Origin of the sequence: Yokenella regensburgei ATCC 49455 (assembly GCF_000735455.1) — a bacterium.
Classification (GTDB): domain Bacteria; phylum Pseudomonadota; class Gammaproteobacteria; order Enterobacterales; family Enterobacteriaceae; genus Yokenella; species Yokenella regensburgei.
Genome location: NZ_JMPS01000069.1, coordinates 110,802 through 129,550, shown reverse-complemented (window position 1 = coordinate 129,550; position 18,749 = coordinate 110,802). Strand labels below are relative to the sequence as shown.

26 protein-coding genes are annotated in these 18,749 nt (G+C 56.4%); all 26 read right to left on the bottom strand.

The genetic code is table 11. The features are described from left to right. Window positions 1-49 precede the first annotated feature (49 nt). A complete protein-coding gene (locus GYRE_RS17385; protein WP_038256968.1) occupies window positions 50-1,054 on the bottom strand; it encodes a YscQ/HrcQ family type III secretion apparatus protein in 1,005 nt (334 codons plus the stop codon). Continuing rightward, complete coding sequence (locus tag GYRE_RS17380) at window positions 1,035-1,400, bottom strand: Secretion system apparatus protein ssaP (RefSeq protein ID WP_038256963.1); 366 nt, start codon at window positions 1,398-1,400, stop codon at window positions 1,035-1,037. Before GYRE_RS17380 ends, GYRE_RS17385 begins: the two co-directional genes overlap by 20 nt. Next, entirely contained in the window at window positions 1,390-1,761 is a 372-nt protein-coding gene (locus GYRE_RS17375) for a hypothetical protein (protein WP_006820317.1), read from the bottom strand. Before GYRE_RS17375 ends, GYRE_RS17380 begins: the two co-directional genes overlap by 11 nt. Further along, window positions 1,761-3,074: an EscN/YscN/HrcN family type III secretion system ATPase gene (locus GYRE_RS17370; protein WP_373896537.1), complete on the bottom strand. Its 1,314-nt coding sequence runs from the start codon at window positions 3,072-3,074 to the stop codon at window positions 1,761-1,763. Before GYRE_RS17370 ends, GYRE_RS17375 begins: the two co-directional genes overlap by 1 nt. Further along, window positions 3,070-5,115, bottom strand: a complete 2,046-nt coding sequence (locus tag GYRE_RS17365) for an EscV/YscV/HrcV family type III secretion system export apparatus protein (RefSeq protein ID WP_038257129.1) — start codon at window positions 5,113-5,115, stop codon at window positions 3,070-3,072. Before GYRE_RS17365 ends, GYRE_RS17370 begins: the two co-directional genes overlap by 5 nt. Next, complete coding sequence (locus GYRE_RS17360) at window positions 5,115-5,483, bottom strand: hypothetical protein (RefSeq protein ID WP_006820320.1); 369 nt, start codon at window positions 5,481-5,483, stop codon at window positions 5,115-5,117. Before GYRE_RS17360 ends, GYRE_RS17365 begins: the two co-directional genes overlap by 1 nt. Window positions 5,484-5,538: 55 nt before the next feature. After that, window positions 5,539-6,522 carry a TyeA family type III secretion system gatekeeper subunit gene (locus tag GYRE_RS17355; RefSeq protein WP_038256960.1) on the bottom strand — a complete coding sequence of 328 codons (984 nt, stop codon included), beginning with the start codon at window positions 6,520-6,522 and terminating at the stop codon, window positions 5,539-5,541. Then, window positions 6,509-7,183, bottom strand: a complete 675-nt coding sequence (gene sctL, locus GYRE_RS17350) for a type III secretion system stator protein SctL (protein WP_038256957.1) — start codon at window positions 7,181-7,183, stop codon at window positions 6,509-6,511. The genes GYRE_RS17355 and sctL overlap by 14 nt, the downstream gene beginning before the upstream one ends. After that, the gene (locus GYRE_RS23270; protein ID WP_072009085.1) at window positions 7,165-7,719 is read right to left on the bottom strand and encodes a type III secretion system domain-containing protein; all 555 of its coding nucleotides are present in this window, start codon (window positions 7,717-7,719) and stop codon (window positions 7,165-7,167) included. Before GYRE_RS23270 ends, sctL begins: the two co-directional genes overlap by 19 nt. Window positions 7,720-7,751: 32 nt before the next feature. Then, window positions 7,752-8,471, bottom strand: coding sequence for an EscJ/YscJ/HrcJ family type III secretion inner membrane ring protein SsaJ (gene ssaJ / locus GYRE_RS17340; protein ID WP_006820324.1), 720 nt, complete (start codon window positions 8,469-8,471; stop codon window positions 7,752-7,754). After that, complete coding sequence (gene sctI / locus GYRE_RS17335; protein ID WP_038256954.1) at window positions 8,468-8,743, bottom strand: type III secretion system inner rod subunit SctI; 276 nt, start codon at window positions 8,741-8,743, stop codon at window positions 8,468-8,470. The genes ssaJ and sctI overlap by 4 nt, the downstream gene beginning before the upstream one ends. An 18-nt stretch (window positions 8,744-8,761) precedes the next feature. Then, entirely contained in the window at window positions 8,762-8,977 is a 216-nt protein-coding gene (locus tag GYRE_RS17330) for an EscG/YscG/SsaH family type III secretion system needle protein co-chaperone (protein WP_112471391.1), read from the bottom strand. A gap of 26 nt (window positions 8,978-9,003) precedes the next feature. Beyond that, window positions 9,004-9,219: a type III secretion system needle filament subunit SctF gene (gene sctF, locus GYRE_RS17325; RefSeq protein ID WP_006820327.1), complete on the bottom strand. Its 216-nt coding sequence runs from the start codon at window positions 9,217-9,219 to the stop codon at window positions 9,004-9,006. 56 nt (window positions 9,220-9,275) lie between these two features. Continuing rightward, window positions 9,276-10,022, bottom strand: coding sequence for a pathogenicity island 2 effector protein SseG (locus GYRE_RS17320; protein ID WP_038256952.1), 747 nt, complete (start codon window positions 10,020-10,022; stop codon window positions 9,276-9,278). Further along, entirely contained in the window at window positions 10,016-10,825 is an 810-nt protein-coding gene (locus GYRE_RS17315; protein ID WP_244922340.1) for a hypothetical protein, read from the bottom strand. Before GYRE_RS17315 ends, GYRE_RS17320 begins: the two co-directional genes overlap by 7 nt. Before the next feature lie 29 nt (window positions 10,826-10,854). Then, complete coding sequence (locus GYRE_RS17310; RefSeq protein ID WP_006820330.1) at window positions 10,855-11,289, bottom strand: SycD/LcrH family type III secretion system chaperone; 435 nt, start codon at window positions 11,287-11,289, stop codon at window positions 10,855-10,857. Between the two features lie 17 nt (window positions 11,290-11,306). Beyond that, window positions 11,307-11,738 carry a type III secretion system effector protein SseE gene (sseE, locus tag GYRE_RS17305; RefSeq protein WP_038256948.1) on the bottom strand — a complete coding sequence of 144 codons (432 nt, stop codon included), beginning with the start codon at window positions 11,736-11,738 and terminating at the stop codon, window positions 11,307-11,309. 17 nt (window positions 11,739-11,755) lie between these two features. Next, window positions 11,756-12,394: a type III secretion system translocon protein SseD gene (gene sseD, locus GYRE_RS17300; RefSeq protein ID WP_245939515.1), complete on the bottom strand. Its 639-nt coding sequence runs from the start codon at window positions 12,392-12,394 to the stop codon at window positions 11,756-11,758. A 9-nt stretch (window positions 12,395-12,403) separates the two neighbouring features. Next, window positions 12,404-13,864, bottom strand: coding sequence for a type III secretion system translocon subunit SseC family protein (gene sctE, locus GYRE_RS17295; RefSeq protein WP_038256946.1), 1,461 nt, complete (start codon window positions 13,862-13,864; stop codon window positions 12,404-12,406). Continuing rightward, a complete protein-coding gene (gene sscA, locus GYRE_RS17290; protein WP_038256943.1) occupies window positions 13,845-14,354 on the bottom strand; it encodes a CesD/SycD/LcrH family type III secretion system chaperone SscA in 510 nt (169 codons plus the stop codon). Before sscA ends, sctE begins: the two co-directional genes overlap by 20 nt. Then, window positions 14,354-14,953, bottom strand: coding sequence for a type III secretion system translocon protein SseB (gene sseB, locus GYRE_RS17285; protein WP_006820335.1), 600 nt, complete (start codon window positions 14,951-14,953; stop codon window positions 14,354-14,356). Before sseB ends, sscA begins: the two co-directional genes overlap by 1 nt. 18 nt (window positions 14,954-14,971) lie before the next feature. Then, window positions 14,972-15,157: a hypothetical protein gene (locus GYRE_RS17280; RefSeq protein ID WP_237723288.1), complete on the bottom strand. Its 186-nt coding sequence runs from the start codon at window positions 15,155-15,157 to the stop codon at window positions 14,972-14,974. Window positions 15,158-15,242: 85 nt separating this feature from the next. Further along, entirely contained in the window at window positions 15,243-15,485 is a 243-nt protein-coding gene (locus GYRE_RS17275; protein ID WP_006820337.1) for an EscE/YscE/SsaE family type III secretion system needle protein co-chaperone, read from the bottom strand. Window positions 15,486-15,497: 12 nt separating this feature from the next. Further along, a complete protein-coding gene (sctD, locus tag GYRE_RS17270; protein WP_051860981.1) occupies window positions 15,498-16,688 on the bottom strand; it encodes a type III secretion system inner membrane ring subunit SctD in 1,191 nt (396 codons plus the stop codon). After that, complete coding sequence (locus GYRE_RS17265) at window positions 16,681-18,165, bottom strand: EscC/YscC/HrcC family type III secretion system outer membrane ring protein (RefSeq protein ID WP_006820339.1); 1,485 nt, start codon at window positions 18,163-18,165, stop codon at window positions 16,681-16,683. Before GYRE_RS17265 ends, sctD begins: the two co-directional genes overlap by 8 nt. Window positions 18,166-18,172: 7 nt before the next feature. Then, complete coding sequence (locus GYRE_RS17260; RefSeq protein WP_038257119.1) at window positions 18,173-18,547, bottom strand: pathogenicity island protein; 375 nt, start codon at window positions 18,545-18,547, stop codon at window positions 18,173-18,175. Between the last annotated feature and the right edge of the window lie 202 nt (window positions 18,548-18,749).

Genomic DNA, 18,749 nt, shown 5'->3' with positions numbered 1-18,749 from the left:
GTTTATACGGCGATAAATCAGTTATAGCCGCGCCATGCCGCGCCCTCTATCAGGTATTAACCGTATCCTCCCCAATGCTCTGAGCGTCAGACGGATGCACAAACCATTGGGTGACTCGCACCAGAAAACTCTCCCCGCAGGCGATCAGTTCACCCTCGCCTATCACGCGGCCATTGAGTCTGAGCTTCACGTCGGGTGAGAGCCTGGCTTCGGTCGCAATTAGGTCCCCTTCGCGTAGCGTCCGCAACGTGCCAAGGGCGATATCAATTTGTCCTACCTCTACCAGCAGCTTTTGCGGCAGGGCGTCAAGATGATATGACAAGGGCGAGGCAGGACCTGCACGATCGCTGTCCTCGGCCAACAGGCTTTCCATATCATTGACCAACGCTTCAATTTTCACGTCTCCCCCCTCTTCGATTCGGATACGCGCTGTACTTCCCGTCGCCAGTAGTACAACCAATTCACCCTCGCGCGGACGGCCGAAAGGACTCATCCGCAACCCTGTTCCCGGGCCAATGCTTGCCATCTCGTGCACCGAGGCCTGACACCAGCCGGCGTAACAGGCGAACGCCACCGGCGGCAATAAACGCACTGGCCGGATGCCGGGGCCTACCTGCCGGGCAATGGCGCGAAACCAGGTGGTGGGCCAGCCAAACAGCACACAGCGGAACGTGTAGCCGTCAATCTGCCAGGCAAATACCAGCGCAACGTACTGGTTGAGCATGCTACAACGGCGCGGTTCTCCCGGCCCGTTGTGTAATGTCGCGCCGCTTGCCTGCAACAGCGGCGATAGACCCCATAGCGCAACGCCCGCCAGCAGTTGGGCGTCAACGTCTTGCTCTGAAGCGGTCCCCAGGGTCCCTTCACACCACCGCTGCCAGTCGCTTTCGGCTAACCAGACGCCGCACGGCGTATCTTCGGCAGTGACTGAAAACAGTCTCCCCTGCGGGCTGTCGGTCCAGCGCTGTGCCGTAACATAAAGGGCTCCAAGATCCCTCCCTTCCGTTTGCAACATCCCGGCAAGAATGCTCTCTTCAGAAGAGATCCGCGTCATACACCACCTCCAGCGCAACGTTGTGCCCGGCGGCCAGCAGTCCAGCGTTCAGCCAGGTGGAAAAGTGCTTCAGCTGGCGGCATAAATCGCGCTGAGGCACCAGCACCGTCAGAAAGGTTTTACCTTCCCGCGTTTCAATCTCGCAAATAAGCCCCGCCACGGAGCCGCCCACCAGCCGGTAGCGTTGTTTTTGCTGTCTCAGCGCAGACTTTCCCGCTCTACGGTCGGGCACGGGCGCCACCTGCGCCATGAGTTGAATAAACCGGGTAGTTTCCGTTGGCTGCCGTTTGTCCTGTTCAGGCTGTCTGGCGTGCCAGAGGCAACCTTCCGTTCGGTTAACGTTCATCGCTCAGCAGACTCCTTAGTTTTTCTTTTTTCTTCAGAACGCTCACCAGCTCCCGCTGCAGCTCACTAAGCTGCCCCTGTAGCCGTTTTTGTGCATCCGCAAGCAGGCGCTGCTGCTGCGCCAGGCCGTATTCCTCATGAAATAAATTATTCATAGCCTGTTTCTGCGCCATCAGTTCGCCTGAGGACAACGTACCGGACCAGAGAAGGAGCTGATTAAGCGCCTGCGCCAGGTCTTTACGACGGCTCTGGCACTGAAAACCCAACTGCTCCGTTTGCTGACGCTGCAGCGTTAACTCCGTCATTTGCCGTCGCAGGCGATCCTCGCGACGGTCCTTGATCCTGAGTAAACAATTCAGCATCAGATGTCCGTCAAATAACGCATTTGCGCCAGCAGTTCGTCGAGATTGCATGGTTCATTACTCTGTTGTTGCAGGAAGTGACAAATATCGGAATAGCGGTCTACCGCCCGGTCGGCCTGAGGATCTTCTCCGCGCACAAACTCACCTATCCGCACCAGAAGCTCCACGTCGCGATACACCGACAGCAACTGCCGGATCGCGTTCGCCAACGCCCGGTGTTCACCGCTGGCCACCATCGGCATCAGGCGGCTCAGGCTAGCTAACACGTCAATGGCTGGAAAGTGGGCCGCTTCTGCCAGGCGGCGCGAAAGTACGATGTGGCCGTCGAGTAACGACCTCACTTCATCGGCCAACGGTTCATTCATGTCGTCGCTTTCCACCAGTACGGTGTAAAACGCGGTAATGCTGCCGAGGGTGCCCTTACCCGCCCGTTCGAGCAGCCGTGGTAATGCCGCAAAAACGCTGGGAGGATAGCTGCCGGAAACTGCAACTTCGCCACCGGCGAGCGCTATCTCGCGGGCGGCGCGGGCGTAGCGGGTTAAGGAATCGGCAAACAGCAGAACTCGCTTGCCGCGATCGCGAAACGCTTCGGCGATGGTGGTCGCCACCCATAGCACCCTCATGCGTTCAAGCGCGGGCCGGTCGGACGTTGAAACCACCATCACGCAGCGCCGTCGGGTCTCTTCACCCAGCGTTTGCTCAATGAATTCACGCACTTCGCGACCACGCTCACCGATAAGCACCAGCACGTTGATGTCGCTATCCGGGCTGCGGCACAGCATCGACATCAGGGTGCTTTTCCCCACCCCCGCCGCCGCAAAAATCCCCATGCGCTGTCCTTCACCACAGGTCAAAAGCCCGTCGATGGCGCGGATCCCGGTAAGCATCGGCTTCTCAATCAGCTGGCGCAGCAGCGGCGAAGGTGGCGGTGCATCGTAATCTCGCCAGGGCCCCTGCGGGGCGGGGCCGTCATCAAGAGGTAATCCCATACCGTCCAGCACTCGCCCTAAAAGATCTTCCCCCACCGGAACACGATGTCGCCGCCCCAGGGATCGCACCTGCTGTCCACAATACAGGCCTGCGGTACTGGCAAAAGGTGAAAGCTGCGCCGTCGCGCCGTCGATACCAACGACCTCCGCCAGCGCACCTTCTGGCAACAGGCAACACACCTCACCCATAAAAACACCTGGCAGATACGCGTTGAGCAGCGTCGCACCAACGTGCAATAAGCGCCCGGTTTTCAGATAACCTTGTGGTACGTCCCGCAGCGGCGTCAGCGATTCTTCAATGGCGGCCAGCACCTCGGCTTTAATCATCGTCACCGGCAAGCTCCTGTGGTGTAAGATCGATACTGTGCACAACCTGTACCGCACAGTTTTCTCCCAGCTCCTGCCAGGAGAGTACGGGAACATTAAACAGCCCCGTTTCCGTTATTTTGCGCAGAAAGCGGCGAGCATCGACCGAGGTTACAATGTTCAACTCACCGTGCTCTGCCAGTGCCTCCTGAATTAAGCTCAGAATGCGCGAACTTTGCCCAAGGCTCAGGGCCGCATAGGTCCCCATCGAAGTCTGACGGATAGACTCGCGGATCAGGTTTTCGATTCCTTCCCCCACGCGCAGGACGCGCAGCGCCTCACCGTTCGGCTGCAGCCGGTGCAAAATATGCCGACGCAGCGCCATGCGCACATATTCGGTCAGCATCAGCACATCTTTCTCACGCGGCGCCCATTCAATCAGGGTGCCAAAGACCGTGCGTAAATCGCGGATCGAAATACTTTCTGCCACCAGCCTCTGAAGGGTTTCCGTAATCTTGCTTATCGGCAGCTGCCGCTGCAGCTCTTTAACCAGCTCCGAATAGCGCTTCTCCATAGCATCCATCAGGTATCGTGCCTCCTGCACGCCGATAAACTCCGCCATGTGACGCAACAGGACCTGGCGGAGCAATGCCGTGATGCGTTGGTTTCCCTCGGCAATCGCGAGCCCCATGCTCTGCGCTTTTTTTCCGGCCTCTGCTGTCAACCAGCCGATACTTCCCATCCCGTCCGGCAGCGGTTGTACTTCGCACCCCGGCTGTTTATCAGGCTCCAGCAGCAGGTATGCGCTCTCGGGGATGGCGAATGAAAAGACCGGCTCCTGGTAGATCAGCACCGACATCCCCTGCACGTAGTCCCGGCTATCTGGCCTGATAGTGATTTCCGGCAGCGGCACACCGTACTCTTCGAAAAGCATCCAACGTAAGGCATCAATATCCCGGGCCAGCGTGCCGGTATTGAGCGATGGCATCACGTGCAGCGTTAACGGCCTGGCTCCAGGCTGCATCCGGTCTTCAATCATCTCTCCCGTTTGCGGTATATCGTGTTGTGTGTGCCTGGAGCGACGCCAGAATAAAAAGAACGGCAGCGCGGTGAACGCCGCCAGGACAAAAAAGTCCAGGAAGGGAAAACCGGGGATCAGGGCGAATAAAATCAGGACCGCGGCCGTCAGCATCAGCGCCTGCGGCTGTCGACCAAGCTGGGTGGTTAATTCGCTGGCAAGATTCTGTTTCTTCTCCCCTGGCACGCGGGTGACGATAATTCCGGCGCTCAGTGAGATAAGCAGCGAAGGGATCTGCCCGCACAGCCCATCGCCAATCGATAACACGCTGTAAGTTTGTACCGCATCACCCAGCGGCATGTCGTACTGCACCACGGCGATGATGATGCCACCGATAATATTGACCAGAACCACAATAATTCCGGCGATCGCATCGCCTTTTACAAACTTCATGGCCCCATCCATGGCGCCAAGAAAGCGGCTCTCCTGCTGAACCTGCTGGCGAAGGTGCCGCGCCTGAACCGCGTCAATCACCCCAGCCCGCAGATCGCCATCAATGCTCATCTGTTTTCCAGGCATACCGTCGAGCGAAAAGCGGGCGCTGACTTCGGCTACGCGCTCGGTCCCTTTCGTGATGACGATAAACTGGATGATGGTGATTATCGTAAAAATAACCAGCCCCACCGTCAGGTTTCCCCCCACCACAAAATGGCCGAAGGCATCCACGATGTTGCCCGCATCGTGCTGCAGCAAAACCAACCGCGAGGTGCTGATGGTCAATGACAGCCGGTACAGTGTGGTAATCAGCAGCAAAGAAGGGAAAACCGACAGATCCAGCGGGTCATTGATGTAGATGGCAATCAGCAGCAAAATGACCGAAAACGCGATGTTAACAGCGATCAGGATATCCACCATGAACGTCGGTAAAGGCAGGATCATCATCACGATAGCAATCAGCAGCACCACCGCCAGAATAATATCCTGACGCCCGGCGCAGGCGGCGAGCCCCTTCTGCAGACCTTGCATACTCATGCTTTTCATCATTGAGATTTGCATAGCGACTCCAGAAAAGCTTGCTGCCGGCGATGCACCCGCAGCCACAGTTCCGCCGCGCTATCGACTGCCGGACAACAGCTCATCGCAAGGGAACCACGCAGCTGAAAAATACGCTGTGGAATACCGGCAAAGTCAGCGGGCTTCCAGCGCTGAAGCGCCAGTAACAGCAGGTTGTCATCATAGGGAGCCAGCGGCATACACTGGCTCATGTGGAGTCGGCCATCCTGCCAGCTAAGCCAGGTTTGAAACCGCTCGCCCTGCCAGTACATCCCGGCGGCGGCTGGGCGCGCGGGCAGTTCGGCTAGCTGTATAAACAGCAGAATATTAAGCTCTGTCACTCGGTCTAACGCCATACGACCTCCCGCTTGCGTAGGGCTACAGAGTTCCAGATAAGGCGCGCACAGGTAATCAGGTGATAGCCCGATCTCCCTTCATACTGCGCAGTACGGCGAGAATTTGTTCACGCTGATCTTCATCGTTAAAACAGGCTTCGGGCATCAGCGAGAACAGCGCATCCAGATGCTGTAAAAGTCGGTTGTATAAACGCACAGACGCGGTCCGCTGCGCCAGCCGTGGCGCGAGCCATTCATCAAACAGCCAGCTTTCATTGGTCATCTCGATAAGCAACGGAAGCAGCGTTCCTGAAGCCATCTCGCACGCGGATTCGGTTCGCAAGCACTCCTGCTCAAGCCCCAAAAACAGCAATAAGCGGCGCAGGCGTACCAGCACCCCCGCCAGCCGCTGCTGTTGGGAGCCGACAACGCAGGCGGAAAGCTCAAAGGCCATCATGCGCAGCAGCACCCTCAGCCGCTGGCGACGGTCCGGCCAGTCCATGATGCGCTGAAACCACTCGGCTAATGAGGCAACCTCCTCGTCCATTGCCTGCTGGAATAAACGATTGATTTGCGCCAGCGCGCCTTTGCTCACCTGTCCCAGCTCCAGCATGCCAAACAGCGATATCTCCCAACCCTGCTCGCTCATCAGTTCAGCAAGCTTCTCGCTCAGCGCTTTACGTCTTTTGCTGTTTGGTTTTTCAGCGAGTAGTAGCGCCGCAACGCCCAACAGTTGTTGACCAAGGGGCGAACCGGAATGTGGTTGCGTCAGTTGAGCGGGGATCCCGCCCGCCTGCTCCTGCATCCGCTGCACCATCCGCAACAAGGCCTGCTGCCGTTGCTCCAGCCGCTCTTTGAGATCTGCTTGCTGTAAATCTTTGAGCCGTCCGCTCAGCGCCATCCCCATGTCTTCGAGCGTTTCTATGAGCGCGCTGCCGGAGGTTTCTTCAAGCTCAATAAGCGCCTGCGCCATCGGTGATGGTGCATCTTCTACCGGCACCTGCGGTTCCCGCAGGCTGGCGTCATGATTCTGTAGCGCGGCCGTCTCAGAAACTCTCATCCTGCTCTCCTGTCTCCGGGCAACCCGGGCGCAGCCATTGCAACAATTGCTGAAAATGGCCTTCGAGCGAGAACGCCACCGACAGCTGTGACGACGCTAAAACCACGCTGTCCCGGGGTAGCTCAGGGGCCGCAAGCAGCACAAAGCGCGAGCCGAACGCCTCCCGCATGCTCTGCTGAAGGTCAGGATGGCACTGCAGGGTCAACACCCCCTCATTCGCCATCTGTTCTGCCTGCAACGCGAGCCGGGCGCACAGCGTTTTGTCCGGGGGTTGCTGTTCAAACCAGGCGCTTAATACCTGCTCAATACAGTGATGAATGCGACCCGATACCGCGCTGACCAGCGCCCGCTCCTGGGCTTCATCACCCAACAGGCGAATGACGTGCTTTCGCAGCCAGCGGACTTCCAGGCGCCTGAGCGTATCGCGTTGCCATGCGCGGGACTCACGCTGCCTGGAGGCCTCCATCTCGCGGCAGTTTTTCTTCGCTTGCTGAATGAGGCCCTCGGCTTTGCGCCGGGCCGCATTGACTATCCCTTTTGCCTCAAGGTCCGCACGACGTATGCAGGCGGCCTGTTGCAGCAGCGCCGTTAACTGTACTGCCGGGATAATGCGCCCGCCCGGCAGTGGCGCGGCAAGTTCAATCAGCGGAAGTCGGCACATAGCGTTCGCTCCAGTAAATTCATCGCCAGCGCCGGTATCGGCAACCATAACGCACGTTCACAGGGCGCAAGCGTAATCAGCAGCGCATGCAGCACAGGATCGTTTTGTGCGGCGCGGGTCAGTACGGCAGTGCCCAACTGCAATGCAATTTCAACCGTCTGTGTCGGCGAAAACAGGGCACGGTGGTTTCCCTGGCAAAGTCCGAACAGTTGCCAGATAAGCCCGTCATCAAGCAGGTGTAATAGCGCCCGCCGGTAGTCCGGCAGCAGAAAATAGTCGTTGCAGCCGAGTACCAGCAGCCCCGTGGCCAGCGCAAAGGCCTGAAGACGAGGAGCAAGCTGAACCATGCGCTGCTGCCGGAGGCTAAGCGTGACAGGAAGACGCGGCGTTCCTCTGCGTACCTGCAGTGCCTGATTCAGACACCGGTCGAGCGGTGGGTTGGCCCCGTAGCACCACTTCGCCGCAGGGGCAAAGCCAAGCCGTGTCAGCCAACGAGGGTGGGCGTAGCGCGCGGGTGTCCACAGATAACGATGCATCCGTAACAGGGCTTCATCGGGGATCCGGGCGGCTAGCCTCTTTTGCGCCAGACTATCAGCATCAGAGAAATCAGCAGCAGCATTGCCAGCAGCAACGGGGGTATCAATGCCCAGCGATGTAGATTTATCCACGCGATTGCCCTCCACGGGGTGGCCGTTGGCGCGTTAGCCATGCTCTGCATACGAAACTCGGCTGGCTGCATCAGAATGCCGATATGCTCTTTCTGCACGCCTGGGATAGACTTTTCAACCAGGTTGCTTATCTGCACCCGGAAAGCTTCAAGATTGACCTGCGGTGAATACTTGATAAATACCGCCACGGAAGCCGGTCCAACTGACCCGTCGTCGTTGGCACTGCCATAAGCAATGGTCACATCGGCGTGGATCACCCCGTCCATCTGACTCAGCATCCGCTCAATTCTCTGCTCGTTGAGAAAAACAATTTTTTGCTGCTCCTCAGCGGGCGATACCACCAGTTGATTCGGGGGGAACATGGTTTCCGCCGAAACGTAACTGCGCCGTGGAAAACCGTTCAGGCGCAGCAGTTCAACGGCGTTGATAAACTGCGATTGTTCCACCCGCAGCGTAACGCCCCCGGCCTCGGGCTGCTTATCGGCATCGATATGGTGCTGCATCAGGATCGCCAGCATCTGATTGGCATCGTCCTCGGGCAACGCGCTGTAGAGCTCAACGCGGCAGCCTGTCAGCAGTAACGCCAGCCCGAGGATCAGAGCCAGACGCAGAGACTTCATGTCATATTGGCCAGTTTATTCACCGACTGGGAAACTGCACCGGCCACCTTAGCGCCCAGGTCCACGCCTACGGTCGCCCCAAGCGTCGTGGCCTGCTGCACAAGCATCTGAGAGGGGGTCAGACTGCCCACATCCCCCTGCGGCGTACCGGCAAAGAGTAATTTATTGAAGGCGGAAATTTGCTCGCCATCCGGCGCTGGTACGGCGGTTGCCGATGGCGCTGCGGCCATGGAGGCAACATCCATCGCGGTTACGCTGTTAATCGCACTCATCAGTCACTCCTGTTAAGCTTATTTAAGCCAGGTTTTCACTGTTTCAGCTTCTGGAAGGGCAACGTCTGCAAGCGCCTGGCGCGCCAGGGCGGATTCGTTCAAACCGGCCAGCAGCACCGCGCGGCATAACGCCTGCAGGCTGGTGTTCTCAACCAGCAAAGGTAGCGCTGGCAGAATGGCACGGACTTGTCGTTGCAGACCGTGGTTTATTCCGGCAAAGGCCGCCTCGACCACCAGCCGCCTCTCCTTCTCCGTCAGCATCATATTTTGGTGATAATGCCACTGAGCATATCTTTGATAGTTTTGATCATCGCACTCTCGTAGTTAATAAAAGTGGAGTACTGCTGTACGGCAAACTGGGCTTTGAGCATGGCCTCCGGATTTGAGATGTCCTGGCCGTTCATTTTGTCCTCAATCGCCTGCCCGGCCTGATGCGCCAGGCGCGATAAGCTGTCAACAAGCTGCTCAACGTTCATTGCTACCTCCGGTTACGCGAGCCGTTACGCTTTCAATTATGACCGCCGTGGCGCGGTTACCTATCAGGTGATGGCCTGAAAGTGACGGCCGGTTCTGACGGGTTGTCCGTTGGCGGAAACAAACGAGCCAGCAGGCGGAAAAAGGGTACGCTCACCTGCTGTCCGGTTACCGGACAGCCTGCTGCCCCGAAGCGCAAAAATGCCAGCGTTCCCCAGGCGGCATTGCTCACCGGGCGGAAGATCGGGAGGCTCAGGCCGACGGAGGTCATCATAAACGGCTGACCGACGACCGCTGCCGTAAGTAACGCACGTGATCCCAGAGACACCATTCCGGCGATACTCTGGCTCTTGCTCGCGTCATAAAAACGGTGCGCAATGAGGTACACCGCGTTGCCGATGCTGTCGTGCCCCATCGGCAAGCCATGCTTGCGGTGATAAATCAGGCAGGCAATATCGGCAATGGCGATGGCCAGGCCAAACCCGGCGAGCAGCAGCAGCGGTGCCGAGCCACCGCTGAATACCGCCAGCACGATCCCCGCACCACAGCACAAAATCTGCCCTCCCAGCACCACGCTCTGCCAGCTGAAAAGGCCTGCGGGGATCATGTTTGCCGCCCGTTCAGTCAGTCTGGCGAGCATACTCTTCTGCCCCTGCCTGCAGGCGTCTTCAGCTTCCTTATTCGCGGCATCATGCTGCGGTGCGGGTAAAACCGGAACCGTCAACCCCTCGACCATCTCCCGCACCATCTGCTGCACTTCTGCACTGACCGCCACTCCATGACCAGTGCGGCCAATATCTACCATGCCGGGCTGACCGTGGGTGCGTGCCGCTGTGCCCGATAGCGCTCATAGCAGGCAACCACTGAATCAACCATTCTCTGGAGCTCTTCCTGACTGAGAGTAGCGCTCTTTTCGTCGGCCTCGACCACGGCGGGCGCAGGAGTGGCTGATGGGGTAATACTGCCCTGCATGCGCTCAACCCGTGCGGTGTACATGTCAATCCCACCGCCTGCGATGGTGAGCACCGCCGTGATACCCGACGAAATACTGGAAAGCGTATGGGCGGTGCTTCCCGGCAGATGCGCGGAGGGTAAAAAGATAGAGGAGAGCGCAATGCCAATGCGGAATGCGCAGGAAGCGACGTCACCGACGGTTTCCGCATGTGAGTCGCTCATACCGCAGGTCGTCATCAACGTCTTCGTCGCCAGCACGATAGAATCATTTCCCGTTTTCAGCGGTTCGCGGTCGTTACGCACCTGAATCAGGTTATACAACGCGCAACAGGCATCCCCTGCCGCAATAATCATGGCGGTACCGGTCACGACGGCAAGAGGGATCCCGGCGCCGCCGGACAGTACCGCCGCCGCTAACGACAGCCCGAATGAGACGCTGGACATGGTAAAACGCACCAGGTGCTGGATAAAATACCCGGTATAAGCCTGTCGCTTAAGCTGGCTTTCCTCACTCAGCGGCGTCGCGAGAATCGGTCGCGTAGCACCTGGCGGAAGCAATACAGGGCGGGTAACGTCGGCATCATGGCCCTCAGGATCGTCACTGTAAGCACTTGTCAGTGAAGGCAAGCGGGAATAGTTATCTACTCTTAGCATGTTGTTCCCCATCGATTCACCCGGGTACGCTATGCCAGAAGCTGACTCAGCATCTGCTCTGCATTGGCGCGCACCGTGCTATAAGAAGGATCTTCGTAGCTCATCGTCAACGCGGTCTGCAGCGCGACTCTGGCTTCAGAAAGTTCACCCATCGCTTTCAGACAGACCGCTATCTGATACACCGGCTCGGGATGGCAGGCGTCCAGCATCAGCGCGTAGCCGTAGTAGTTCATCGCCAGCACGTATTCCTTTTGCATCATCAGTACGCCAGCAAGTGCAATATGCGCGCGCCAGCTCCAGGGCTGAGTCATCACCATCCAGGAAAAATCCACGAGCGCACGATCGTAATCCCGCTGCTGCCAGGCGGCATAACCTCTGGCATAAACCTCATCCGGGGAGAGCTCCAGCGCCTTTTTGATAACCGGGTCGTGCCACAGCGTCTGCTCAAGAGATGTCGGTTCCATATTCTTCTCCAGCTCATTCAGTAGTGGGATGAACGTCGCTTTCTATGGTTACATAGCGTATCGGCGGTTATTTCCAGCCAACTCTCGCCGTTGTGAAACACCATGACCGCCCCCAGCTTGTACAACAGCCGCACCAGTTGATGGCGCTGCATCGCCAGCAGGCGATCCCACACATCGGTTATCACCAGCATTCTGACGGCACGCAGCCATGAGACTTGTTGAAACAGGCGGCGGAGGATCCTCCATAGCGCCACCAGCGATGAAGGCCGGGGCTGACTGTCCGGTACGCGATGAAAACTGCACAGGATCAGGTTATCTTCATCGATACGGTAGACGAGACGGTAAGGATACCGCTCCACCTGCTGCCCAAGCAGCAACCCGCAGCCGGGCAAACAGGCAGAACGCGGAACCAGTCCCTCCTTACGCAGCAGTCGCGCTATTTCGTCCATACGATATCCTCCGGCATTTAGCGCGAAATCGCGCGCAGGACCTGACTAAACACCTCGACGAGATTGCGGCCCATCTCCATCATTTGCTGCATGATTTCGCGGGCCTTCATCAACGTGTCGTCCAGCGTTTTGGCATAAGACTGCGACCCTTTGTTCTGCAGCTCGGCAATGGCTTTTTCCGCATCCGCTTTGCGGGTTTCACTTCCCGAAGCCCAGCTACCAATGCCGTTGGCCACCTGCCCCATGGCGTTGCCTACCGTCATCCCGGCCTCGCCAAAAAAGGCTCCGCCGACCGTCAGCACCCCGGCAAACATTCCGCCAATCGCCCCGGCCTTAGCGGCACCATAGCTATCGTCGATGGCTTTAACACTTTGCTGCAGGGTGTTGATCTCAAGCCCCCAGCTCAGCTCCTGTTTCTTTTGGTTATAGAACTGCATCGTGTCGCGCAGCTGCTTCGCAAGCATCAGCAGCTTGCTCCAGATCTCATCGAACATAGCGAAAAAATCGTTCGCATCGAGCGCTCCTTTACCACCGCCCTGAACGTTAACGCTGTCGTTAACGGATAACGTCCGATTTGCGGGGATCCCGGTCTCCTCAATGGTCGGGCTAACATCCAGAAATACCATTGAATTTTCAGAAATAACTGCTCTGGACATCTCTCCTCCTCAGGCTCGTTGTCCGGCAATATTTGCCAACACCGTGCCGCTGTTATCGATAATTTCTGAGGCAATTCTCAGCGCGTTGGCGCCATCCTGATACGCTGCATTGAGCCGCTTTTGCTGCGTTTTCTTGCGGTCTTCCGTCCAGTTCTGCATAAAATCGATATAGCCCTGCTGCACAATCAGCCGTTCAATCTCTCTTTGCAGTTTTGCGCTGGTGGCGGCCACGATGGATGCCGAAATACGATTTGCCCCGCCGGCCGTAGCCCGTGTGATAAGCAGGGCTTTGTGGGTACAATCGCTAATAACGGTTTTCACAATGCTGCGGCGGAGCTTTTGCAAAATGGCGTCGCGAAGTTTCTTCGCCACCACCTCTTCGCTTTTTTTCAGCAGATCCTTACCGGCACCTTCGATAGCCGTTTCCACAAGCTTCGCAACGCCTTCGCGGGTAAAACTTTTACTGATGCCGCGTACCATGTTCGATTCGGCCTCCAGTTCATGAGCTGCGGCTTCTATCGCCATATCGCCAACCTCAACCATCTCGCGCTCAAGCGCCATGCCAAAGTCTTTGCCCATCACCCGGCTGACTTCCTGCCCCGCTTTCTCCGCCAGAGTTTTCAATTCATTTTCGGCACCTTTGGCAACGGCATCGATGAGCGCTTTACCCACCCCCGAGTCCAGCACCTCTTCTGTGGCTTTGGTGATAGCGCGAGCGGCGCTAATACCGCGGCCGATCTGCATAATATCCAGCGCCAGCGCCACGCCTTCACAGGCGGTTTGCACCGTCCCTGCCGCATTGATGATGTCGTTGCAAACCGACTTATCGGCCCCCAGCAGCAGCGCGGTCTCAGCGCCCGCTTTAACCATCCCGGCCACCCCTGCCGAGAAATATGCCGCACCATCGGCAATCGCCAATGGATCGGCCGTCAAAACGCCTTCAACCATCTTCAGTACGCCGACCACGGCCTCAACGCCGCTGATTATCCAGTCAAAGACCGCGCTGAAGATCCCGGCTTTCCGCGCCTGGTCGGCCTGCTCAATCGCTTTATTGATTTGCTCCTGATATTCCGCAACCTGCTTATTACGCAGTGCTGCCTGAACCTCAGTTGCACGTTCCAGCTGCTGGCACAGAGCGTTGGCGTTGTTACCAGAAACTTTCAACACTAGCTGCGTCATCATCATGGATAACATCATGGGGTCCATTTCTAGTACATCGCGCACCGTGGGGCGTTTCGCACCGTCAGACTGAGCGCCCATAAGCCTGCGTAGCGCGTTATCTGCCTCCTGCAGGCTCACGCTTCCCCGGCGTTTCACGCCCTTATCCTCGTCAGTAAACAGCGCCAGCGCGTGGAGGTGTTCGCCTAATGCCCCGCAGGTGATGTGGGGGGTCTGTACCCGAGCGGTGAGAGGTCGATGGAAAGCCTCATCGCTGGCGGCTGGAGCACCGTTAATTTGCATCCGACTCATGATCTTCTCCTGTTTTGCTCAGGCCCGCGCGCGCACGTCGGCGTATATCCGCCACATCCTTGTTCTCATGGTTATCTCCCTGATGCTCCACGCCGCATACCAGCAACGCTGCCCGAAAGGCTTTGGCCGCCAGCGGCAGATTACCGCAGGCGAGATAACACTCCCCGGCGGCGCAGGGCACCTGCGCCTCCGATACTCTTATTTTCGCGGCACGCCCATAGGCGTAGATGGCATCACTCCAGGCTGCGTCAGCCTGGCAACAGGCGCCCAGTTCAAACCAGTACTCAAAAGACCACGCATCGTAGATAGTCAGTACCTTAAAGATCCGGGCCGCTGCACCGTATTCCCCTGCGCTTGCCAATTGCCGCGCATAACGCTGCAAAACTTCCAAATCAGCACTGATATCCGTAGCAAAAAGCATCCGCAATGCGCCGCCCTGCTGAAAAAATCGCAGCACGATGTCTGAATCCCGACCGTCCGTTTTCATCATCAGTACATCTTCTGTGCAATCATGCTGAGTAAGTCACCCCATTTGCTGAGTAATCCGGTCATCTGGGTGACAACCGCATTGATCTCCTGGGTCATTTTCTGAATGCTGAGTTGTCCCTGGGTCATCAGGTCGGTATCGCGATTCGCGCTGTTATCAAGAGCCGCTTTGACCGCCTGCAGCGAGCCCTTATCCAGGCCATCTGTACCACCATGCTTGCTGATGTAATCGTCAATCGACATACCATCGACGAGAATGCCGTTGTCGCGCATATATTTGACGACCTCATCGGGTACCGGTTTACGGGTTTTATCATCACCTTTTGCGGCGTCGGCAATAACCTCATCCATTCGATTAGACATATCCTGTGTATTGCGCGCACGATCGGTGCTGGTATTTATTTTGCCAAAAAGCGCGTTGGCAATTTTTTGCAAAACCAATTGCAAATTATCAAGTACCGAAAAACCGTAGGCGAATGGATTATTAATATCCTGATCATCCGCAACGGTATTATCATCACCTGCGCCCAACTTGATATTCGACGTTGTTAAACCCGGGGTGTTAAAGTCAAAACGATGACCTACTGATAGATTTCCACTCATATTTTCACCTCAGTAGCACTATTGGTCATTAACCATATTTTTAAGTCGCGATTGCAGTTGCTTTAGGGCAACGTTCAACGCTTGCATATCCTTCCCGGCCTGACGTTCCAGCCCCGCGATACCCTGAGGCATCAGAGCCTGCAGGTCGTTAAGTTTTTTCGCGGCGGCAGGGTCAGTTGCGGCACGCGCCACGAGTTCAGCCATCGCCAGCTTCAGCCTGGTGAAGTTTGAATAGCACTGACACAGTCGGGAATATTCTCGCTCCATTCTTTTTTGTTCAGCCGCAATATTAGTTTTCATCATCAGGTTTTACAGGTTGATTGTGATAGCGATATGCGATCACCTTGATAATATCTTCGGCCTGAATCACCGCTTCCAACAATAGGGTGAACTGCTGATATTGCTCCTGGGTGGCCGGTCCTTTCATCGACTGCAATAACCGTATTTTTGCTGTCTGCAATATTTTTAATCTGTCCTGCGCCTGGTTAATCGAATCGCGCACACTATCTTCTAAATAAGTCAGCGTTGGCATCGTGTTATAGGCTCAAAAATTGAAAGAATAGTTAATCAATGCGTCAGGAAATCTGAGCGCCACCGCCGCGTCGGTCAGGGCAACGACTTCGCCTCCCTGCGGTAGCTGGCTCCCCGTCCTCAGGCGCTCGCCATCTTCCAGCAGCAGGTAGAGCCCCTGCTGACCATGGACAATAGCGGCAATCGGCGAGGGGAAGCGCTGACTGCCCTCCCCGGACGACGCCACATTCTGGTAGCTCAACGCAATCCCGGGGAATTGCTGGCGTAATTGCGCCAGCAGATGGTTTAAAGATTGCTGCTCATTCATATTCAGTACGCCGCTGATGACGAACGCCTGACCGACTGAGGTCACACTGACTTTTTCCGCCAGCCTCTGCTGCAACAGGCTGGCGATCAACGCATTGATTTGGGTTTCATGAAGGTTGTCGATATGCAGATGTTGCAGGCCGGGGATCGTCGTCAGCTGCTGCTGGATACCCGCCCAGCGCTTGCCCATCATGATATCGGCGTTAATGCTAATCTCGCCCGGTGCGTGGCTTGTGAGTTCTACCTCGTCATACCCCGCCTGGGTCAGGACATCTCGCACCTGCCTGATAAGCTGATCGGTGCACACCACATTATCCTGATACAGCACTCCCCATGCGCCCAACCTCAGGCGCACGCTTTGCAGCCTGTCGCTCTTTTCACAGTAGCCAGAGAGCCGAAGCGTGCCATCCTTTTCCCAGGTTGCGGCGATCTGCGTCAACCCGTTTTGCTGCAGCAGTTCTGCCACCCGGGAGGTCATCGGCGGCGGCGGCGGTGGGTTCCCGCCACAAAGCAGGACCAATCCACTGGCCCCCATCAGTATCAGACACGCAAGCGCCATCCCCCAGAACAGGGCTGGGCTTGTTCGACGAAGCGGGTAGCGAGATAAATTGGCGTGGTGCTGGCCAAACGCCATCGTCAGCCCCAGAGCCTGCACCACGCCCTCTTCGGGTAATGGCTTGTCGGGCTGATGCCGCCGACCATTGACCCGCACCGGAGCACCCCCGGTGTTGATCAATAGTCCTTCCGGTGTTGCGGTGAATCCCAGTCTGTCGCCGCCGCACAACGGAATACAGAGATCGCAGCCGCGCTCTCCGACCGAAAGATGCCCATCCGCCAGCCAGACTTCACGGCCGTGCAGTACCCCGCCGAGTAAACGGATTTTCCACTCGCTATCCATGGCTGCTGTCGCTATTGGCTACGGTGGCTTTGATGAGAAACAGACGGATAACGCTATGGGTCTGGTTAAGATCGTTGCGGAACAAATGCCCAATAATCGGAATATCGCCAAGCAGCGGGATCTTGTTCTGCGCCTGCATCTGTTTATCCTGCTTAAAGCCCCCCAGCAGCAGACTCTGCCCGGGATGGAGGGTGGCCTGAGAGGCTATCTCTGAGTTCTGTACTTCCGGTAAAGGTTCATCCTGACTCAACGGCGGGTTTTGCTGCCCGTCCTGGATATTGAGACTCAGCATGATATTCTGCTTGCCCTGCTCCTCCAGCAGCCGTGGGGTGACCCTGAGGAGCGACCCCGTGGTGATGGATTCAAGTTTTGCGACTTTATCGCCCTGCAGTTTGGTGTAAAACGTGATGTTTTTATCCAGCACCGCCTGAATGTTATTGAGCGTCACCACCGACGGTTGCGACAAAATATAGGCGTGGGAATTTTTCTCGAGCGCCACCAGCCGCGCCATAAAGCTGGGCGTGTTGCTAATGACGGTGGAGAATCCCCCTCCGGCGCTACTGTCCGGGCCGTTAAAGGAGATGGAACCGCCGCCCAGAGAAAGCGCGGCGCTCCAGTCAATACCGAGCTGGCTGACGTCCCCGGCATCAACATCAATAATCGTGACCGAGATTTCTATCATCTGAGGCCTTCTATCCAGCTCACCGATGAGTTTGCGGTAACCCGCCATATTGACCGAGCGATCCCGCACAATGACGGCGTTTTGTCGCGGATCGGCAGAAAACATCGGTAATCCCTGCGTCGCAGCAGAACTGCTGCTCGTGGTCGGCGCACTACCTCGGCTCATATCGCGCAGTACGCTGACAATCCCCGGGACAACGACGTTTTGATCGCGGTACTGGTAATGGTCATCCACCGCGGTGGCATATTTGAGCGGGTACACCACAAGGCTGACCGCATCATCCCGGCGGCGGGTCATCTCTCCATCCAGCATGGACGCCAGCTGGGTAATGCGCGCGGTGCAGGCGGGAACGCCGCTAATATCGATGGCATTAACACCCGGGATGGTGCGCGCTTCGCAGCTACTTTTTTCTGGCACGTCTCGTTTACGCAAATAACGAATAAAGGTGCTGGCAGGCAGCGTGTTTAGGGTAATAACGCGATGCGCCACGCGTGATGCGGGGTAGACAAACAGCGTATTGCCATCAAGCCAGGTCACCAGGTTATATTGCGTGGTTAATCTATTCAGAATTACAACAGGAGGAGCTGGCGGTATTGCACCACTGAATGTTTCCACAATGGCCGGATCGATGACCACCGGCGTGTCATAGTTCTCTGCTAAATTTTGCAAGACCGCTGCCAGCGAGATTTTCCGGGCACGCAGCGAAAAATCTGTCCCCTTCCAGGCGAGCGTTTGCGCCTGAGCACACAGACAAAAAAACAGCGCAGGAAATACCACCATTCTTTTTATTCTCATATTGGCCTCACATCTTGCTGTTTTTTTGACTAACAATGATGTTTGCCAAATATCGTGTCAGCGCCAGATGTTTTTCAATTTCAACGGCCATTTTTTCAGCTGACATATTTTTGTCATAATAACAACACAACCATCCTCCATCAGGTATTAACTGCAAGGCGTGATCGTGAATTTCCGGGCAGGCAGCAAGTAACAGAGTGATATGCCTCACGGTTTCAAGCGGAAAGTGATCGATACTGTCAATAAAAATAGCCAAAACTAAAGACAGCGTACACAAATATCCACGCGCCATTCTGCCATCTAATTTCATCAGCATGATTGCACTATCAGATGAAATACGTAAGTGCTCGACCGCAGGGATTTTTTTTAATTTATCGAACATAGGCAGGGCCTCCTGAATAGCTTTCATATTCGTTCAGGATCCCCTGGGTGTACATCAGTAAAAGACCTGATACCTTTTCCTCAGCATCTTGCCATCATATTCACTTACAAATTCACACAATGGTTTTTCGCGGCATTTATTACGCTTTATATTAATTAGACTTTTTATCTGAATCGAGAATAAGGCCGATAATTTCGTATTC

Excerpts from the sequence above, each read along its gene's own strand:
- GYRE_RS17320 (WP_038256952.1), bottom strand. The coding sequence starts at position 10,022 with ATGGTAGATATTGGCCGCACTGGTCATGGAGTGGCGGTCAGTGCAGAA.
- GYRE_RS17310 (WP_006820330.1), bottom strand. The coding sequence starts at position 11,289 with ATGGAACCGACATCTCTTGAGCAGACGCTGTGGCACGACCCGGTTATC.
- sscA (WP_038256943.1), bottom strand. The coding sequence starts at position 14,354 with ATGATGAAAACGGACGGTCGGGATTCAGACATCGTGCTGCGATTTTTT.
- sseB (WP_006820335.1), bottom strand. The coding sequence starts at position 14,953 with ATGAGTGGAAATCTATCAGTAGGTCATCGTTTTGACTTTAACACCCCG.
- sctF (WP_006820327.1), bottom strand. The coding sequence starts at position 9,219 with ATGAACGTTGAGCAGCTTGTTGACAGCTTATCGCGCCTGGCGCATCAG.
- sseE (WP_038256948.1), bottom strand. The coding sequence starts at position 11,738 with ATGGACGAAATAGCGCGACTGCTGCGTAAGGAGGGACTGGTTCCGCGT.
- GYRE_RS17380 (WP_038256963.1), bottom strand. The coding sequence starts at position 1,400 with ATGAACGTTAACCGAACGGAAGGTTGCCTCTGGCACGCCAGACAGCCT.
- sctL (WP_038256957.1), bottom strand. The coding sequence starts at position 7,183 with ATGTGCCGACTTCCGCTGATTGAACTTGCCGCGCCACTGCCGGGCGGG.
- GYRE_RS17280 (WP_237723288.1), bottom strand. The coding sequence starts at position 15,157 with ATGGCTGAACTCGTGGCGCGTGCCGCAACTGACCCTGCCGCCGCGAAA.
- ssaJ (WP_006820324.1), bottom strand. The coding sequence starts at position 8,471 with ATGAAGTCTCTGCGTCTGGCTCTGATCCTCGGGCTGGCGTTACTGCTG.
- sctD (WP_051860981.1), bottom strand. The coding sequence starts at position 16,688 with ATGGATAGCGAGTGGAAAATCCGTTTACTCGGCGGGGTACTGCACGGC.
- GYRE_RS17365 (WP_038257129.1), bottom strand. The coding sequence starts at position 5,115 with ATGAAAAGCATGAGTATGCAAGGTCTGCAGAAGGGGCTCGCCGCCTGC.
- sctE (WP_038256946.1), bottom strand. The coding sequence starts at position 13,864 with ATGAGTCGGATGCAAATTAACGGTGCTCCAGCCGCCAGCGATGAGGCT.
- GYRE_RS17275 (WP_006820337.1), bottom strand. The coding sequence starts at position 15,485 with ATGCCAACGCTGACTTATTTAGAAGATAGTGTGCGCGATTCGATTAAC.
- GYRE_RS17360 (WP_006820320.1), bottom strand. The coding sequence starts at position 5,483 with ATGGCGTTAGACCGAGTGACAGAGCTTAATATTCTGCTGTTTATACAG.
- GYRE_RS17375 (WP_006820317.1), bottom strand. The coding sequence starts at position 1,761 with ATGCTGAATTGTTTACTCAGGATCAAGGACCGTCGCGAGGATCGCCTG.
- GYRE_RS17385 (WP_038256968.1), bottom strand. The coding sequence starts at position 1,054 with ATGACGCGGATCTCTTCTGAAGAGAGCATTCTTGCCGGGATGTTGCAA.
- GYRE_RS17315 (WP_244922340.1), bottom strand. The coding sequence starts at position 10,825 with ATGCTAAGAGTAGATAACTATTCCCGCTTGCCTTCACTGACAAGTGCT.
- GYRE_RS17355 (WP_038256960.1), bottom strand. The coding sequence starts at position 6,522 with ATGAGAGTTTCTGAGACGGCCGCGCTACAGAATCATGACGCCAGCCTG.
- GYRE_RS23270 (WP_072009085.1), bottom strand. The coding sequence starts at position 7,719 with ATGCATCGTTATCTGTGGACACCCGCGCGCTACGCCCACCCTCGTTGG.
- sctI (WP_038256954.1), bottom strand. The coding sequence starts at position 8,743 with ATGAGTGCGATTAACAGCGTAACCGCGATGGATGTTGCCTCCATGGCC.
- GYRE_RS17265 (WP_006820339.1), bottom strand. The coding sequence starts at position 18,165 with ATGAGAATAAAAAGAATGGTGGTATTTCCTGCGCTGTTTTTTTGTCTG.
- sseD (WP_245939515.1), bottom strand. The coding sequence starts at position 12,394 with ATGTCCAGAGCAGTTATTTCTGAAAATTCAATGGTATTTCTGGATGTT.
- GYRE_RS17260 (WP_038257119.1), bottom strand. The coding sequence starts at position 18,547 with ATGTTCGATAAATTAAAAAAAATCCCTGCGGTCGAGCACTTACGTATT.